This window comes from Arthrobacter sp. MDT1-49-2 (assembly GCF_059090185.1).
This window is the reverse complement of sequence record NZ_JBNHFK010000001.1, coordinates 217,892-232,742: the sequence shown is the minus strand read 5'-3', so window position 1 is coordinate 232,742 and position 14,851 is coordinate 217,892. Positions and strand designations below refer to the sequence as shown.

Sequence of the window (14,851 nt, the reverse complement as noted above, 5' to 3'; positions counted from 1 at the left end):
CGGGCGCCAGGGATACGGACAGGCTATTCTGAAGTCCCGCGCGCAGCGTTGCGCCGCAGCAGGAGACAGGTGCCGTCCATGCAGCAGCTTCCCACGCACAGCATCATCCGCCCCCGCCGCGGCCATGCCCCGCTCACGGGGCTGGACCGCATCACCGAACTTGCCGGCGACCTTGCCGGACAGTTCGACCTGGTGCCGCTCCTGGAACGCGTGCTCGGTCACGCCGTGGCCCTTCTCGGCTGCGAAAGCGGATCCATTTCCATCGTGCATGAAAGCGAAGGGTACTACCGCAAGGAAGTGGACCAGGGGGTCGGCTGCCACCAGGGCCAGACATTCTCGCTGTCTGAAGGGCTGACCGGCCAGATCGTGGCAACGCGCGGGACGGTTATCCTCGACTGCTACGCGTCCGTGCCCCACGGACATATCGACACCGGGGATCCGCGCTGGGGAAGCGCCGTTATCGGTGTGCCGATTGCCTGGGGCGGCGCCATCATCGGCACCTTCGCCATTTTCAGCAACGGCCCCGGCCGTGTCTTCAGCATCGAAGAAGCCGCCCTCGTGGAACTCTTTGCCAACCACGCCGCGATCGCCATCATGAACAGCAGGCTCCATCAGGCAGCAGCAGCGAAGGAGCGTGAGGCTGCGATAGCGGGGGAGCGGGAACGTGCCGTACAGGAAGTCCACGAAACCATCGGCCGGTCGCTGGGCTCACTCCTGCTCAACCTCGACCGCGCGGACAAGGCGACGCCGGCAGGCTGGCCGTCCAGTGCGCACATCGACTCCGCCCGGATACTCGCCCATGAAGCCCTCTTCGAGGTCCGGCGGACCGTGCGTGGCCTGGCTGCCGCCGGCCTCGCGGGCAGCACGCTGGTGGAAGCCGTCCGGCAGGAACTCAACGCCGTTAGTGCAGGTTCTCCCATCGACTTCTCCCTCGTTGTCTCCGGTCAGCAGCACAATCTGGCGCCCGTCGTGGCCCACCAGCTCTTTATGGTCATTCAGGAAGCCGTGGCCAATGTTGCCGCCCACTCCCGTGCCGCCACCTGTCGGATCGGAATCTTCTACAACCAAACAGGTGTCGGCGTAGTGGTGGAGGACAACGGGTGCGGATTCGAGCACCCGATATCCGGGACCGCCATGGGAAGCATGCAGGGCAACCGGCTCGGGCTGCACGGAATAGCCGCCCGTGCACACTACCTGCGCGGCGAGCTGCAGGTGGACTCCACACCGGGCTGGGGCACGGCCGTCCGTGTTCAGGTGCCCTACTCCTCCAACGGAGATGAGTCCCGGGAACGCTGGAAAGTCCTCGTGGCCTGTACGCGTCCGCTCATCCGGGCCGGAATTCTCCGGCTGCTGGAATGTTCCGAACCGTCAGTGCAGGTTCTCGGCGAAGCCGCCACCATCGAGGATCTCACCGAATCGGTGTCGCTGCTGCAGCCGGACATGATCGTCCTCGACGACGTCCTCCTCAGGGGCTACGCGGCGGCACGGGCGATGGGTGGCGACACGGTCGAGCGACCCGTCGTTGTGCTTACCGATGACCCGACGGATGAGCTGCTGGCGCTTTCAGCCTCGTCGGGCGTGCGCGGATTCGTCCCGCTTTCTTCGACCGCTGCGGAAGTGGCCCGCGTGGTTGTCGCGGCTGCTCGCGGGGATGCACTCCTGGACGGCGCGGTACTCAGCCGTCTCGCGGAGGCCCGTGGAGGGACGGCGGCTTCCGCCCGCCTGACCGCCCGGGAAGGCCAGGTGCGAAACCTGCTGGCGGAAGGCCTGGCGGACAAGCAGATCGCCACTCGTCTGGGGATCTCGGCGAAGACGGTGGAGAAGCACGTGGGTGCGATGCTGCGAAAGACCGGTGCCCGCAACCGCACCATGCTGGCGACCCTGCACTAGGCAGGAAGTCCCTCAGCAGGCAGGAGGTGCCTCAGTAGGCGGCCGCTCCCGCGGTGGCCACCTCCTGGTCCTGCTCGATCGTGCCCGTGGAGACGCCGATGGCGCCCATGATGCTTCCGTCCCGCACCAGCGGTATGCCGCCCGGGAAGACGGCGAGCCGGCCGCCGTGCGCATCGCTCAACCCGAAGATGGGTCCGTCCGGACGGGTGACGCCCTGCAGGTCCGCCGTCTCGCCCTGGAACGCGATGGCGGTGTAGGCCTTGTTGATCGAGATGGTGATGCTGCCGATGTTGGCGCCGTCCATCCGGAGGTGCGCCTTGAGGTTGCCGCCGGCGTCGACCACGGCGATGTCCATCGGCTGGCCGATCTCTGCCGCCTTGGCTGCGGCGGCGTCGATCACGCGGCGGGCTTCCTCGGCGGTGATGGTCTCTAAAACTGATCCCTGGGGCATGGGTGTCCTTCGTCATTGAAATGGAGAAAAAACGGAGCTGCCGGAGCCGCCGCGGCCCATTCAACCACCGCCGTCGCGTGCCGGCGAGGTGGGGGTTACCCCCACGTGGAGGGAGGGATACTCCCCATACCTGCCCGGCTCCGGCACGCCTAGCGTGGGCAGAAGCCAAGCCAGGAGGATGCGTTGTGGGCGTTGTACCGCTGAAAGACATTGTCGAACCGGCGTTCCGGGAACGCTACGGCGTGCCCGCGATCAACATCTTCAATGACCTGACCATGGAGGGGGTCCTCGCCGGAGCGGTGGAGGCGAACTCGCCTGCGATCCTGCAGACCTCGGTCAAGACCGTGCGCAGCGTCGGGTCCCGGGTCCTCTTCGATATGTGGCACTCAATGACGCGGGGCATCGAGGTGCCCGTCACCCTGCACCTCGACCATTGCCCCGACCGTGCAGTGGTCACCGAATGCCTGAAGGCCGGCTGGAACTCGGTGCTCTTCGACGCCTCCAACCTCCCCGTTGAGGAAAACCAGCGCCAGACCATCGAGGTGGTCGCCGAGGCCCGCAGCTACGGAGCCCAGGTGGAGGGGGAGATCGAGGCGATCACCGGCGTCGAGGACGACCACGGGTCCGACGACGTTTCCAGGCAGCAGAGCCTGGAGGTGGCCCTGGCCTTCATAGACGCCACCGGGGTCGACGTTTTCGCCCCCTCGATCGGCAACGCCCACGGCAGCTACAAATCAGCACCTGTGCTCGATGCCGAACGCGTCACGCAGATTGTCGAGGCACGCAGCATACCCATTGCCCTGCACGGCGGCAGCGGCCTCAGCGCCGAACAGTTCGCGGACCTTATCGCCCGCGGCTGCGCAAAGGTCAACATCTCCACCGCGCTCAAGGAAACGTACATGCAGTCCAGCCTGGCCTTCCTGAAAGAGGCCGAACGGAACAGCAAATGGGATCCGCCGTCGCTGTTCCGGCACACCCGGGGCGACGTCGTCTCGATGGTGACCGGCCTCTGTGCCAGGTTCGGCAGCGCGGGCAAGGGCGGCCGCTGACCATGCCCGCCCTCATCTTCGACTGTGACGGCGTCCTCGCCGACACCGAACAGTACGGGCATCTGCCCGCCTTCAACCGGACCTTCGCCGACTTCGGGGTTCCGGTGCAGTGGTCGGTGCAGGAGTATGCGGAGAAGGTGAAGATCGGCGGCGGCAAAGAGCGCATGCGCAGCATCCTGACACCGGCGGTCGCTGAATCCCTGGGCCTGCCGGATGAAGATGCCGTAAACAACGCCATCCTGCAGTGGCATCAGCACAAGACCGAAATCTACAAGGATTTGGTGGAAAGCGGCGTGATGCCCGCACGGCCGGGCATCGCCCGGATTGCGCGGGAAGCGCATGACGCCGGCTGGACGCTTGCCGTGGCCTCCACCTCGGCGGAACCTGCTGTCCGGGCCGTCCTTACACACGCCGTCGGGGACGATCTCGCGGCGCAGTTCTCCGTGTTCGCCGGAGACGTGGTCTCCGCGAAGAAACCTGCGCCGGACATTTACCTCCTCGCGTTGGAGCAGCTCGGCATCGGGCCGCAGGACGCGCTTGTCGTTGAGGACAGTGCCAACGGACTGCGAGCCGCCCTCGGAGCCGGGATTCGTACCGTGGTGACCGTCAGTGGCTTCACCCGCGGCGAGGACTTCGGCGGCGCAGCACTGGTGGTCTCCTCACTGGGTGATCCGGACGGAGAGCGGGCCGAAGTCCTCACCGATCCGTATGCCATCGGCCCGGGCGGCGCTGTCACCCTCGCCACCCTGCAGAAGCTGCTTGCGTTCCCTGCCACGACGCACGAAACGGAGACACCATGAGCACCTACGATCTGGCCGACGTCGAATTCGTCGTCCGTTCCCTGGCCCAGACGGCCGTCGACAAGGAGAAGCACTTCGGCGATCTTGACGCCGTGGTGGGCGACGGCGATCTCGGGTACTCCCTCGCCCGCGGCTTCGAGAAGGTCCTGGCCGACTGGGATACGTTCAAGCGCGACGACGTCGCCACCTTCCTGCAGCAGATAGCGCTCACCATCTCCAGCAGGATCGGCGGAACTTCGGGTCCGCTGTGGGGTACTGCCTTCCTGCGGGCATCCTCGGCTGCAAAGGCAACGGACACGATTGACGGCACCGCCGTCGTCGCCATGCTGCGCGGGGCCACCGACGGCATTAGGGCGCGCGGCAATGCCGAGCTGGGCGACAAGACCCTGCTGGATGCCCTGATACCCGCGACCGACGAACTTGAGCGCCAACTCGCCGCGGGCGCGTCACCGGTTGAGTGCCGTGCCGCATTCGCCGCCAAGACCCGCGAGTGCGCCGATGCAACCTCGGCATTGGAAGCCCGGCGGGGCCGGGCCAGCTACAGCGGAGAACGCAGCATCGGTTCCCCGGACGCAGGGGCGGCGGCGGTCGCCGTCATTGTCGAACGCATGGTCGCCGACTGGCCCTGACAACCTTCCGCCCGTTTTTTCCCTCTGTCCCTCCCATTACCCAAAGACGTGGAGCCCTTCATGAAAAAGTTTGTCAATGATCCCCAGCAGTTCGTCCCGGATATGCTTGAGGGACTTGCCCTCGCGAACCCGGACACCCTGAAGTACGTGCCGGAGTACAACCTGATTATGCGTGCCGACGCACCGAACCAGGACAAGGTGTCCATCATCCAGGGCTCGGGCTCAGGGCACGAGCCGGCGCACGTGATGATCGTCGGCAAGGGCATGCTCGACGCCGCCTGCCCCGGGGACGTGTTCGCAGCGCCGCCGCTGGACTACGTGTACGAAACCACCAAACTCATGGCTTCACCCAAGGGCGTGCTGCTGCTGGTCAATAACTACACGGGCGACAAAATGGTGTTCGAAATGGCGCAGGAGATGTCCGCCGCCGAGGGGATGGAGGTCAAGACGCTCTTCATCAACGATGACGTCTCCGTCGAGGACTCCACCTACACGATCGGCCGGCGCGGGGTTGCGGGCAACTTCTTCGTCATCAAGGCCGTGGCCGCTGCGGCCGAGCGCGGGGCGGACCTTGATGAAGTGATCCGCATCGGGGAGAAGGTCAATTCGGTGACCCGGACCATGGGTGTCGCCCTGACCGCCTGCACCCCTCCGGCGAAGGGCAGCCCGCTGTTCGAGCTGGGCGAAGACGAGATTGAAATGGGCGTCGGCATCCACGGCGAGCCCGGCCGGCGCAGGGCCCAAATGATGGACGCCAACGGGATTGTTGAGGAGCTTCTCGGCCCGGTGGTACGCGATCTGCCCTTCGTAGAGGGGGACCGCGTGGCGCTGATGGTCAATGGTCTTGGCGGTACTCCGATCAGCGAGCTGTACCTGCTGTACGGGCTGGCGCACAAGCGCCTTGCGGAGCTGGGCATCAGCGTGGGCCGCAGCTATGTGGGGGAGTACTGCACTTCCCTGGACATGGCCGGCGCATCCATCACGCTGGTGAAGCTCGACGATGAGATCGAGTCGCTGCTGACGGACCCGGCGGAGATCCCCATCCGGGTCTTTTAGCCCCCGGGTAAAACCGGGCTGGCGCCCTGGGTGCCAAACGGTCAGCTAGAACCCCTGGGCGTCCAGGATTGCGTCCTCTTCCTCTTCGCCGGTCGGGCGCCGCTTCCTGCGCGGGGGACGGCGCCGGGAAGGTGCCGGGTACGCCGAGATCGTTTCGTCGTCGTCGTCTTCCTCGTCCTCAATCCGCCCGTAGTACCGGTTCAGGGCTTCCTGCCGGGCAGCATAGCCCAGTCCGATAAACATCATCAGGCCGAAGGCGTACCACTGCAGGCCGTAGGAAAGGTGCAGACCCTCATTCACCTCGGGCCGCGGAGCGGCTTCGGGCACCACGGCCACCGAGGGGTCCTCACTGGCCATCAGGCCGTAGGACCCCTGGTGCAGCGGGTAGTCCAGCTGCGCGGCGTAGGCGGCCAGGTCAATGGAGGGAAGTTGTCCTTCCGGAGCGCTGCGGTCCAGTGCCGGTTCCGCCGGCTTCACCCGGGCCACCACGCTCACCCGTCCCTCCGGTGCCGCCGGAATGGTGTCCGGCCGGCCGGCCTCATCATTGCCGATAGGCAGCCAGCCGCGGTTGACGGCAATAGCCGTGCCATCATCGAGCTTCAGCGGCACCACCACCTCATACCCGGCGCGGCCGTTCAGCGGACGGTTGCGGATGATCCGCAGCTCGGCGGAGTCGTAGCTGCCTTCCAAGCGGACCGGCAGCCACTCGACTGATTCCTCAAAGCTGTCGAAATACCTCTCGGCCTCGGTATACGGGACGGGGTCGGCGTCGTAATTGGCCTCGATCCGGCCGGTGTCCGCCAGCGAGGCCGCACGGCGGTCCATCTGCCACGATCCCAGCCAGGCGCAGGCCGCGGCAAAAATGCAAACGAGAACAAACCAGCCGAGCCAGCGGCTGGAGAGAAGAAAACGGTACATCTACTCCTGCCCGCCTTTCCCGGATCCGGCCGGGCCAGGGCCGGCATCGGCGGCCAACGGGAGGGTTTGCTTCCAGAGCCCGCGGGTGCGCAGGTACTCTTCCAGCCAGCCGCGGTGGTCCTCGCAGGACAGCCACGTTTTCCTTCGCTCCGGGGTGTGAATCCGCGGGTTGTTCCACAGCAGCTGCCAGCGGGCGTCATTCCGGCAGGCCTTCCGCGAGCAGACCGGAGTCCCTTGATCGGGCGACGGCGAGCCGGAGAGTGAGTCTAGGAGGTTCATGCGGTGGGCGGAGCCTTGTCTTCGTCGTCGTTATCAATAATCTCGCCCTGCACCACGCTGGTTTCGGGAGTGTCAGTCCGGTCTGTAGCTGCCGGCGCCGCGGCTTCCACGGCCGCAGCCGGAGGCTGCGAGATCATGGCGTCGGAGGCGGTCATGTTCCTGGTATCCGAACCGCCGTTGGCGAGGATGACGGCAAAATACGGGATGACGACGGCGCCCGCAATCACCACCCACAGCAGCCATCCGTGCACAAAAAACAGCAGGAACAGGCAGACCACACGGATGCCCATGGATACGCCGTACTTGAGCATGCGGGCGTGCATGTCATCGGTGTGGGGGGTGGGTGCAGCCGTAATTCTGGGAACGCTGTCGCCGCGGTTTGTGTGCTTTGTCATCACTCTCCAAACAGGTTCGTCCATTCTCTCACTCCCAGCGGCGTTGTAGAAGTTGATTCAGCCCCGCGTAGGATCGAGGCACCCCTGCCGAACGTTGAAAGAAGGAATACCCGTTGCAGAACTCCCCAGAAAACGAGTCGGGCCGCAGCGTCCTGGTCACCGGCGGAAACCGCGGGATCGGACTGGCGATTGCCCAGGCCTTCCTCGCCGGCGGTGACCGCGTAGCGATCACGTACCGCAGCGGCGAGGTCCCCGAAGGCATGCTGGGAGTGAAGGCCGATGTGACGGACATGGCATCCGTGGACGCCGCCTTCACCGAAGTCGAAGCCGCCCACGGGCCGGTGGAGGTTCTGGTGGCCAACGCCGGGATCACCCGCGACACCCTGCTGCTGCGGATGAGCGAAGACGACTTCACCGACGTTGTGGATACCAACCTGACGGGCGCCTTCCGGGTCATCAAGCGAGCATCGAAGGGCATGCTGCGGATGAAGAAGGGACGGGTGGTCCTGATCTCCTCGGTGGTCGGGCTCTACGGCTCACCCGGCCAGATCAACTATGCCGCTTCCAAGGCCGGCCTGATCGGCATTGCGCGGTCCCTCACCCGGGAACTCGGTTCCCGCAACATCACGGCCAACGTTGTGGCACCGGGGTTCATCAACACCGATATGACCAAGGCCCTGCCGGAGGACACGCAGAAGAACTACCTTTCCTCCATTCCGGCGGGCCGGTTTGCCGAGCCCGAGGAAGTTGCCAACGTGGTGCGCTGGATTGCCGGCAGCGAAGCCGGCTACATTTCCGGTGCGGTCATCCCGGTCGACGGCGGCCTGGGCATGGGACATTAGCCGCAGGTAATGGCCGGTCCCGGATTCATTGGAGGTTTCCTCAACTGTTCCCGGGACCGGCGGCTGGCAGGATGGGCTTTGGAGCATCACACTTAGACACTTTCTACAAAAAGGAGTTCCCATGGGCCTGCTGGAGGGCAAAGCCGCCATTGTCACCGGATCCTCACGCGGTATCGGAGCCGAGGTGGCGAAGTTCCTCGCTGCTGAAGGTGCCGGCGTCGTCGTCAATTACCGGCAGAAGGCGCCCCGCGCCAACAAGGTGGTAGCGGCCATTGAGGCCGACGGCGGCCGCGCTGTCGCCGTGGGTGCGGACCTGACCGTCCCCGAAGGCCCCGCCGCCCTGGTCGCCGCGGCGCAGGAGAGCTTCGGCGGGCTCGACGTCCTGGTGCTGAACGCCTCCGGCGGCATGGAAACCGGCATGGGTGAGGATTACGCACTGAAGCTGAACCGCGATGCGCAGGTCAACATGCTCCGGGCGGCCCTGGACGTAATGCCCGCCGGTTCCCGCGTGGTCTTTGTTACCAGCCACCAGGCACACTTCATCAAGTCGGTACCCACCATGCCCGAATACGAGGCTGTGGCGCTGAGCAAGCGTGCCGGCGAGGACGCCCTGCGGGCCCTTCTGCCGGACCTGGAAAAGAAGGGCATCTCGCTGGTGGTGGTCTCCGGCGACATGATCGAGGGGACCGTCACGGCCACCCTGCTGGACCGCGCCAACCCCGGAGCCATCGAAGCCCGCCGCGAGGAGGCCGGCAAGCTGTACTCGGTGGCCGAGTTCGGTGCCGAAGTGGCCCGGATGGCCACCGCTGACGTGCCGTCGGGGCACACCGAGTACGTGGGCGGGGCTGACTACCTGAAAGCCGGCGAGAACGCCTAGAGCTTCACAAAGTGCTGCACCACGTCCAGGTTGGGCAGGTTCAGCACGGCATCCGCGGCGGCCTGCACAGCCGGTTTGGCGTTGAACGCCACACCCAGTGCGGCCGCCGCCAGCATGTCCAGGTCATTGGCGCCGTCACCCACGGCGACCGTGTGCTCCGGGGCGACACCCAGCTGATCAGACCATTCGGCCAGCGACCGTGCCTTGACCGCGCGGTCCACCACCGCACCGCTGACCCTGCCGGTCAGCACGCCGTCCTCAATGTCCAGCAGATTTGCGCGTGAGAACGTCAGCTGAAGACGGGCAGCCAGCGGATCCAGCACCTGGCTGAAGCCGCCGGAGACCACAGCCACCCCGTGGCCGGCGGCCAGGAATTCCTTGACCAGTACCTCCGCCCCGACGGAAAGCTCAATCCGGGCTCCGACCTCGTCGATGACGGACGCCGGGAGTCCGGCCAGGGTTTTCACGCGGGCATGCAGGCTCGCGGCAAAATCCAGTTCTCCGCGCATGGCGGCCTCGGTCACGGCAGCCACCTCCGCTTCGCGTCCCGCGTGCGCGGCCAGCAGTTCGATGACTTCCTGGCGGATCAGGGTGGAGTCGACATCCATGACCAGCAGCTTCCGCGCATCCTGAAGCAGGGAGGGCGGCACCACCGCACTCTGTTCCCCGCCCGCCCGGACGGGCACCGACGCCGCCGCAGTACTGACAGCCGCGCGCAGGCGGTCCAGGCCGCCGTCGTACGCGACATACAGCTTGGAGACCGTGTACCCGTCGCCGCCGGTGTTCTCCAGTTCAAGGATCCGGGCCCCAAGACCCGTGACCGCACCCTGGACGGCGCCCAGGTAGGCGTCGGAGATGTCTCGTCCGTAGCTGACGACACTGTATTCGGGGGCGTTCGGCATGGCATCCGTTCTGCTTGTCAAGGCGTGGCACCTGATGGGTACCGGACTCCCGGGCCGTCCTCGGAGCGGCCGCGGCGGCGTATCGTTTCGCCAATGTCCCTTTCTTTAGCCTAGTGTCTAGTGCTATGAGTGATGTTCTTGAATTTGCCGGCGTGAGCGTGGTTCGCGGCGGCAAGGCCCTGTTGGACGGCGTGAACTGGCAGGTCAAGGAGGGGGAGCGCTGGGTCATCATGGGACCCAACGGCGCAGGCAAAACCACGCTGCTGCAGGTTGCCGGCGGCCGGATGCACCCCACCCGCGGTGTTGCGGGGATCCTCGAGGAAGTGCTGGGAGCCGTCGACGTTTTCGAACTCCGCCCCCGCATCGGCCTCGCCTCGGCCGCCCTGGCCGGGCAGATTCCCGAGGATGAAACAGTTCTTAATGTCGTGCTCACCGCCTCGTACGGCATGACGGGCCGCTGGCGTGAAAAGTACGAGAAGCTCGACGAACGCCGCGCCTTCCGGCTGCTGCATGACTGGGGCATGTCCACCTTCATGAACCGCCGGTTCTCCTCGCTCAGCGAAGGCGAACGCAAGCGCGTACAGATTGCCCGCGCCCTGATGACGGATCCGGAACTGCTGCTGCTCGACGAGCCCGCAGCAGGCCTGGACCTGGCCGGCCGGGAAGACCTGCTCTACCGCCTTGGGGAACTGGCTCGGGACGAAGAAGCCCCCGCCATGGTGCTGGTCACGCATCACCTCGAGGAAGTGCCCACCGGCTTCACGCACGCGCTGCTGCTGCGCGAGGGCGGGGTAGTGGCCGCGGGTCCCATCGACGACGTGTTTAGCGAAGAGCACCTGAGCACCGCCTTTGACCTGCCGCTGGAGCTGCGCCGCGACGGCGGACGGTACTTCGCCACCGCCCGCCGCAGCTAGGACCGGTGCACGGGTGAGCCTTCAGTACCTGAGCTCCGCCGACGATCCGCGCGTCAGCGACTACACCTCCCTCACGGACACCTCGCTGCGGCGCCGCCGGGAACCCGTTGAAGGCATGTATATTGCCGAGTCCTCCAAAGTGCTGCGCCGGGCGGTCGACGCCGGGCACCGGCCGCGATCCTTCTTCCTGGCGGAGAAGTGGCTGCCGGACCTGCAGGACATCCTGGACCGTTTCCCGGACGTTCCGGCGTTCGTTGGCACGGCGGACATCCTGGAGGAAATCACCGGGTTCCATCTGCACCGCGGCGCCCTCGCCGCGATGGAACGGCCCGCCCCGCTGGATCTGGCGGCTCTGCTGGAGACGGCCCGGCGGGTTGCCGTCCTGGAAGACATTGTCGATCACACCAATATCGGAGCCATCTTCCGTTCCGCCGCGGCGCTCCAGGTCGACGCCGTGCTGGTGACGCCCCGCTGCGCGGATCCGCTGTACCGGCGCGCCATCCGGGTCAGCATGGGCACCGTGTTCCAGGTGCCGTGGGTACGCCTGACGGACTGGCCCGGCCAGCTTGAGCAGTTGCGGGACGCCGGTTTCGTCACTGCGGCGCTGGCCCTGCGCGAGGATTCCCTGACGCTGGACCAACTCAGCGCACGCCGCGACGAACGCCTGGCCCTGGTCCTGGGCACCGAAGGGGACGGACTCTCCGAGAGCACCCTCGCGGGCGTGGACCTGGCCGTGCGCATCCCGATGAGCGGCGGCGTCGACTCCCTGAACGTGGCGGCCGCCAGCGCCGTGGCCTTCTGGGAGTGCCGTCCGTAACGGACCGCCAGGCTCCCTGCTCTTACCCTACGGCGATCCAGGTGCCAGACTGTGCCCAGCCAGTCACGTGGAAATGCCAGTGGAGCCGCCATGGAAAGCCGTGCGATCAGAAGACCGGGCCTTGCCCTGGGCCTCGCCGCTGCCCTGCTCCTTCCACTCACGGCCTGCGGTCCGACGGCAGATCAGCTGCGCACCCGTGAAGAGTCCGCATCGGCCACGCCCCTGGCATCCCGTACGGCACCGGCCCGTACCGTTCCGCCGGGCCCGGCCAAGACTCCGACACCGGCCCCGCCAAGTCCTACGGCTCCGGCCCGCGTAGGCGTTACGGGCAGCCAGATCGGCATGCCCGAGCCCGTGCAGGACGCCTGCCAGTGGCTGCTGCGCCGCGAGGCGGAACCCATGCCTGCCGCCGAAGCCGGGGACTGCCTCGCTGCCGCCATGACTGCCGGCGGGGGAGCGGTGCAGGTGTTGGAAACGGAAACCAGCTGGCTTCCTACCGGCACCTACGCTGTGGCCTTCGCCACCGGCCCGGAGTTTGCCCTGGAACTGGAAAACAAGGAGCTGGACGTTCACGTCAGCATCCGCGAGGGCCGCCGGGAGTTGCGCGAAGCCGGCACCGCCATCACGGCGAACCCGGACGGCACGCCGGAAGAAGCCTACGCGGCCGTCATGGCAGACGCCGCCGAACTGACCGTCCGGCCGGAGCGGATGGCCGGAATGGTTGCCGCCGCCGGGCACGTGGAGGTGGCCTATGCCCAGCCGCTGGGCGGCGCGGTCCTCACCCGGATCAGCGGCAGCCTCGACGCCGCCGACCCTACGGCGGCCCCGGACTCTGCTTCCAGGGTGGAAATACCGGCCGGCTCCTTTACCGTCTACCTGGATGATTACTACCGGCCGGAACGGATTGAGATACTCGGACTGAACCAGGGAATTTCCTCGCGGATTACCGCCGTAAACTCCCAGTGGGGCACCCTGCCGGCTCCCTGACGCCGCACCCGTGGCCGTTTCCATGCGCAGGCACTGATGCGCTAGTATGGGTTGCTGGCCGAAAAGTCCGGCCGCTAAAGCTTTTAACCACCTGTGCCTGGCAAAATCCAGGCACCAAAAGAAGGTAAAACTGTGAAGTCTGATATCCACCCCAAGTATGCACCGGTTGTCTTCCGTGACCTGGCGTCCGACACCGCTTTCCTGACGGCCTCCACCGCCACCTCCTCCAAGACGATCGAGTGGGAAGACGGAAACACCTACCCGCTCATCGAGGTGGAAATCTCCTCCGCATCGCACCCGTTCTACACGGGCAAGCAGCGCATCATGGACTCCGCCGGCCGCGTGGAGCGCTTCAACGCCCGCTTCAAGGGCTTCGGCGCCAAGAAGTAACCCATTTGGGATAAAGAGCAGTACTTGGAGAAAGGTCCGTCGGCATTTGCCCGGCGGGCCTTTCCCCGTCACGGGGCCGTCCGGTTCCGAAACCGGTTCCAGCAGAGGAGTCCTTGATGGCAAGCGAAGAGCAGCACGGCACCCGGCGGCACGGCGAGTACAAAGTCCCCGGCGGAAAGCTGGTGGTGGTGGACCTGGACGTCCGCGACGGCCGGCTGGCAGACGTCTCCCTGGGCGGAGACTTCTTCCTGGAACCGGACGAAGCCCTGCTGGATATCAACGCGGCCCTTGAGGGTCTCCCGGCGGAAACTCCGTTCGGAGAGATAGCCGCCGCCGTGCGTTCGCGCCTTGCCCCCGACGCCGTAATGTTCGGCTTCTCTCCCGAGGCCGTTGCCACAGCGGTGCGCCGCGCCCTGGGAAAGGCCACCGGCTGGGGCGACCACCAGTGGGAAATCATTCCTCCCACGCCTCTGTCCACGCACATGCATGTGGCCATGGATGAGGTGCTTGCCGAGGAAGTCGGCACCGGACGCAGGAATCCCACGCTCCGCTTCTGGGAGTGGGAATCACCCTCCGTGGTGATCGGCAGCTTCCAGTCGTTGAAGAATGAAGTGGACCCGGAAGGAGCCCGGCGCCACGGCGTGACCGTGGTCCGGCGCATCACCGGCGGCGGGGCAATGTTCATGGAGCACGGCAACGCCATCACCTATTCCATCTATGTGCCGCAGTCTCTGGTGGACGGGCTCAGCTTCGCCGATTCCTACCCGTTCCTCGACGCGTGGGTGATGGAGTCCCTCCAGAAACTCGGCATCAAGGCCTGGTACGTGCCGCTGAATGATATGGCCACGGACCAGGGCAAGATCGGCGGAGCCGCCCAAAAGCGATTCAGCAGCGGCGGCATGCTGCACCACGTCACCATGTCCTACAACATCGATGCGGACAAGATGGTGGAGGTGCTGCGGATCGGCAAGGAAAAGCTGTCCGATAAGGGCACTACCAGCGCAAAGAAGCGCGTGGATCCCCTCAAACGCCAGACCGGACTCTCGCGCGAGGACATCATTGCAACCATGATGGACACCTTCACCACCCGGTACGGTGCGGTGCGGGCAGGAATCAGCCAGGAAGAAATGGCCCTCGCCGAAGAGAAGGTTCAGGAAAAGTTCAATACCCAGGAGTGGCTGAACCGGGTTCCCTGATCGGCGGTGCGGCCGCGGCACAGTGCGGGCGGGGTGCTACCCCGCCCGCAGGTGTCCGGCCTAGACTGCGGACCATGGAGAAAAAGTCACTCACCGCACTCGTCCGCCGGCAGATGGAAACTGCAAGCCAGGCGTCGAGCGGCCGCAGCGCCGCCACGGTCTACGGGGGCCACGAACATGTCCTGCGCCAGACAGTGATTGCCCTGCAGTCCGGGTTCGTGCTCGATGAGCATGAGAACCCGGGGGAGGCGACCATCCATGTGCTCAAGGGCAGGGTCAGCCTGACATCCGAAGGCATCACCTGGGACGGTTCCGCCGGGGACCTGCTGATTGTGCCTCAGGCGCGGCACTCACTGAAGGCCCTGGAGGATTCAGCCGTGCTGCTGACGGTCGCCAAGCTGGCGACGGCATAGCGCCGCCAGCCCGTTCGACGTCGACAGCCCCGTTAGCGTCACTGCC

At 66.0% G+C, this 14,851-nt stretch carries 18 protein-coding genes; 13 read left to right on the top strand and 5 right to left on the bottom strand.

Annotation, left to right across the window (positions count from 1 at the left end; genetic code table 11):
• The first annotated feature begins 78 nt into the window (after window positions 1-78).
• The gene (locus AC5RTS_RS01095; RefSeq protein WP_493990223.1) at window positions 79-1,890 is read left to right on the top strand and encodes a hybrid sensor histidine kinase/response regulator; all 1,812 of its coding nucleotides are present in this window, start codon (window positions 79-81) and stop codon (window positions 1,888-1,890) included.
• Between the two features lie 31 nt (window positions 1,891-1,921).
• Here AC5RTS_RS01095 and AC5RTS_RS01090 read toward each other — a convergent pair whose 3' ends face one another.
• Window positions 1,922-2,341, bottom strand: a complete 420-nt coding sequence (locus AC5RTS_RS01090; protein WP_493990222.1) for a GlcG/HbpS family heme-binding protein — start codon at window positions 2,339-2,341, stop codon at window positions 1,922-1,924.
• A gap of 185 nt (window positions 2,342-2,526) precedes the next feature.
• Between AC5RTS_RS01090 and AC5RTS_RS01085 the strand changes: the two genes are divergently transcribed.
• Genes AC5RTS_RS01085 through dhaK form a run of 4 tightly spaced genes read left to right on the top strand, consistent with a single transcriptional unit; the run spans window position 2,527 to window position 5,875 of the window.
• Window positions 2,527-3,390, top strand: coding sequence for a class II fructose-bisphosphate aldolase (locus AC5RTS_RS01085; RefSeq protein ID WP_493990221.1), 864 nt, complete (start codon window positions 2,527-2,529; stop codon window positions 3,388-3,390).
• Between the two features lie 2 nt (window positions 3,391-3,392).
• Window positions 3,393-4,190 carry an HAD-IA family hydrolase gene (locus AC5RTS_RS01080; RefSeq protein ID WP_493990220.1) on the top strand — a complete coding sequence of 266 codons (798 nt, stop codon included), beginning with the start codon at window positions 3,393-3,395 and terminating at the stop codon, window positions 4,188-4,190.
• Window positions 4,187-4,819 carry a dihydroxyacetone kinase subunit DhaL gene (gene dhaL, locus AC5RTS_RS01075; RefSeq protein ID WP_493990219.1) on the top strand — a complete coding sequence of 211 codons (633 nt, stop codon included), beginning with the start codon at window positions 4,187-4,189 and terminating at the stop codon, window positions 4,817-4,819. Before AC5RTS_RS01080 ends, dhaL begins: the two co-directional genes overlap by 4 nt.
• A gap of 60 nt (window positions 4,820-4,879) precedes the next feature.
• Entirely contained in the window at window positions 4,880-5,875 is a 996-nt protein-coding gene (gene dhaK, locus AC5RTS_RS01070; protein ID WP_493990218.1) for a dihydroxyacetone kinase subunit DhaK, read from the top strand.
• Window positions 5,876-5,920: 45 nt separating this feature from the next.
• On the opposite strand, the gene AC5RTS_RS01065 is transcribed toward dhaK, so the two are convergent.
• Genes AC5RTS_RS01065 through AC5RTS_RS01055 form a run of 3 tightly spaced genes read right to left on the bottom strand, consistent with a single transcriptional unit; the run spans window position 5,921 to window position 7,467 of the window.
• Window positions 5,921-6,793 (bottom strand): SURF1 family cytochrome oxidase biogenesis protein, encoded by an 873-nt coding sequence (locus AC5RTS_RS01065; protein ID WP_493990217.1) that lies wholly within the window; start codon window positions 6,791-6,793, stop codon window positions 5,921-5,923.
• Window positions 6,794-7,072, bottom strand: a complete 279-nt coding sequence (locus AC5RTS_RS01060; RefSeq protein WP_493990216.1) for a hypothetical protein — start codon at window positions 7,070-7,072, stop codon at window positions 6,794-6,796.
• Window positions 7,069-7,467, bottom strand: a complete 399-nt coding sequence (locus AC5RTS_RS01055) for a DUF3099 domain-containing protein (RefSeq protein WP_493990215.1) — start codon at window positions 7,465-7,467, stop codon at window positions 7,069-7,071. Before AC5RTS_RS01055 ends, AC5RTS_RS01060 begins: the two co-directional genes overlap by 4 nt.
• A 113-nt stretch (window positions 7,468-7,580) precedes the next feature.
• Between AC5RTS_RS01055 and AC5RTS_RS01050 the strand changes: the two genes are divergently transcribed.
• Both AC5RTS_RS01050 and AC5RTS_RS01045 read left to right on the top strand, forming a co-directional pair.
• Entirely contained in the window at window positions 7,581-8,309 is a 729-nt protein-coding gene (locus tag AC5RTS_RS01050) for a beta-ketoacyl-ACP reductase (protein ID WP_493990214.1), read from the top strand.
• A gap of 121 nt (window positions 8,310-8,430) precedes the next feature.
• A complete protein-coding gene (locus AC5RTS_RS01045) occupies window positions 8,431-9,186 on the top strand; it encodes an SDR family oxidoreductase (RefSeq protein WP_493990213.1) in 756 nt (251 codons plus the stop codon).
• On the opposite strand, the gene serB is transcribed toward AC5RTS_RS01045, so the two are convergent.
• Window positions 9,183-10,088, bottom strand: coding sequence for a phosphoserine phosphatase SerB (gene serB / locus AC5RTS_RS01040; protein ID WP_493990489.1), 906 nt, complete (start codon window positions 10,086-10,088; stop codon window positions 9,183-9,185). The genes AC5RTS_RS01045 and serB overlap by 4 nt on opposite strands.
• 125 nt (window positions 10,089-10,213) lie before the next feature.
• On the opposite strand from serB, the gene AC5RTS_RS01035 reads away from it, so the two are divergent.
• The 6 genes from AC5RTS_RS01035 (at window position 10,214) to AC5RTS_RS01010 (ending at window position 14,805) form a co-directional block, all read left to right on the top strand.
• Window positions 10,214-11,002 carry an ABC transporter ATP-binding protein gene (locus AC5RTS_RS01035; RefSeq protein WP_493990212.1) on the top strand — a complete coding sequence of 263 codons (789 nt, stop codon included), beginning with the start codon at window positions 10,214-10,216 and terminating at the stop codon, window positions 11,000-11,002.
• Between the two features lie 13 nt (window positions 11,003-11,015).
• A complete protein-coding gene (locus AC5RTS_RS01030; RefSeq protein ID WP_493990211.1) occupies window positions 11,016-11,819 on the top strand; it encodes a TrmH family RNA methyltransferase in 804 nt (267 codons plus the stop codon).
• A 90-nt stretch (window positions 11,820-11,909) separates the two neighbouring features.
• On the top strand, window positions 11,910-12,806 hold the full coding sequence (locus AC5RTS_RS01025; protein WP_493990210.1) for a hypothetical protein: 897 nt from the start codon (window positions 11,910-11,912) through the stop codon (window positions 12,804-12,806).
• Window positions 12,807-12,938: 132 nt separating this feature from the next.
• Complete coding sequence (locus AC5RTS_RS01020) at window positions 12,939-13,196, top strand: type B 50S ribosomal protein L31 (protein WP_146361982.1); 258 nt, start codon at window positions 12,939-12,941, stop codon at window positions 13,194-13,196.
• Between the two features lie 116 nt (window positions 13,197-13,312).
• Window positions 13,313-14,392 (top strand): lipoate-protein ligase LplAB, encoded by a 1,080-nt coding sequence (lplAB, locus tag AC5RTS_RS01015; protein ID WP_493990209.1) that lies wholly within the window; start codon window positions 13,313-13,315, stop codon window positions 14,390-14,392.
• Window positions 14,393-14,466: 74 nt separating this feature from the next.
• A complete protein-coding gene (locus AC5RTS_RS01010) occupies window positions 14,467-14,805 on the top strand; it encodes a cupin domain-containing protein (RefSeq protein WP_493990208.1) in 339 nt (112 codons plus the stop codon).
• The last annotated feature ends 46 nt before the right edge of the window (window positions 14,806-14,851 follow it).

Coding starts and splice junctions, on each gene's coding strand:
- dhaK (WP_493990218.1), top strand. CDS start 4,880: ATGAAAAAGTTTGTCAATGATCCCCAGCAGTTCGTCCCGGATATGCTT.
- AC5RTS_RS01045 (WP_493990213.1), top strand. CDS start 8,431: ATGGGCCTGCTGGAGGGCAAAGCCGCCATTGTCACCGGATCCTCACGC.
- AC5RTS_RS01090 (WP_493990222.1), bottom strand. CDS start 2,341: ATGCCCCAGGGATCAGTTTTAGAGACCATCACCGCCGAGGAAGCCCGC.
- serB (WP_493990489.1), bottom strand. CDS start 10,088: ATGCCGAACGCCCCCGAATACAGTGTCGTCAGCTACGGACGAGACATC.
- AC5RTS_RS01060 (WP_493990216.1), bottom strand. CDS start 7,072: ATGAACCTCCTAGACTCACTCTCCGGCTCGCCGTCGCCCGATCAAGGG.
- dhaL (WP_493990219.1), top strand. CDS start 4,187: ATGAGCACCTACGATCTGGCCGACGTCGAATTCGTCGTCCGTTCCCTG.
- AC5RTS_RS01065 (WP_493990217.1), bottom strand. CDS start 6,793: ATGTACCGTTTTCTTCTCTCCAGCCGCTGGCTCGGCTGGTTTGTTCTC.
- AC5RTS_RS01035 (WP_493990212.1), top strand. CDS start 10,214: ATGAGTGATGTTCTTGAATTTGCCGGCGTGAGCGTGGTTCGCGGCGGC.
- AC5RTS_RS01025 (WP_493990210.1), top strand. CDS start 11,910: ATGGAAAGCCGTGCGATCAGAAGACCGGGCCTTGCCCTGGGCCTCGCC.
- AC5RTS_RS01095 (WP_493990223.1), top strand. CDS start 79: ATGCAGCAGCTTCCCACGCACAGCATCATCCGCCCCCGCCGCGGCCAT.
- AC5RTS_RS01080 (WP_493990220.1), top strand. CDS start 3,393: ATGCCCGCCCTCATCTTCGACTGTGACGGCGTCCTCGCCGACACCGAA.
- AC5RTS_RS01010 (WP_493990208.1), top strand. CDS start 14,467: ATGGAGAAAAAGTCACTCACCGCACTCGTCCGCCGGCAGATGGAAACT.
- lplAB (WP_493990209.1), top strand. CDS start 13,313: ATGGCAAGCGAAGAGCAGCACGGCACCCGGCGGCACGGCGAGTACAAA.
- AC5RTS_RS01055 (WP_493990215.1), bottom strand. CDS start 7,467: ATGACAAAGCACACAAACCGCGGCGACAGCGTTCCCAGAATTACGGCT.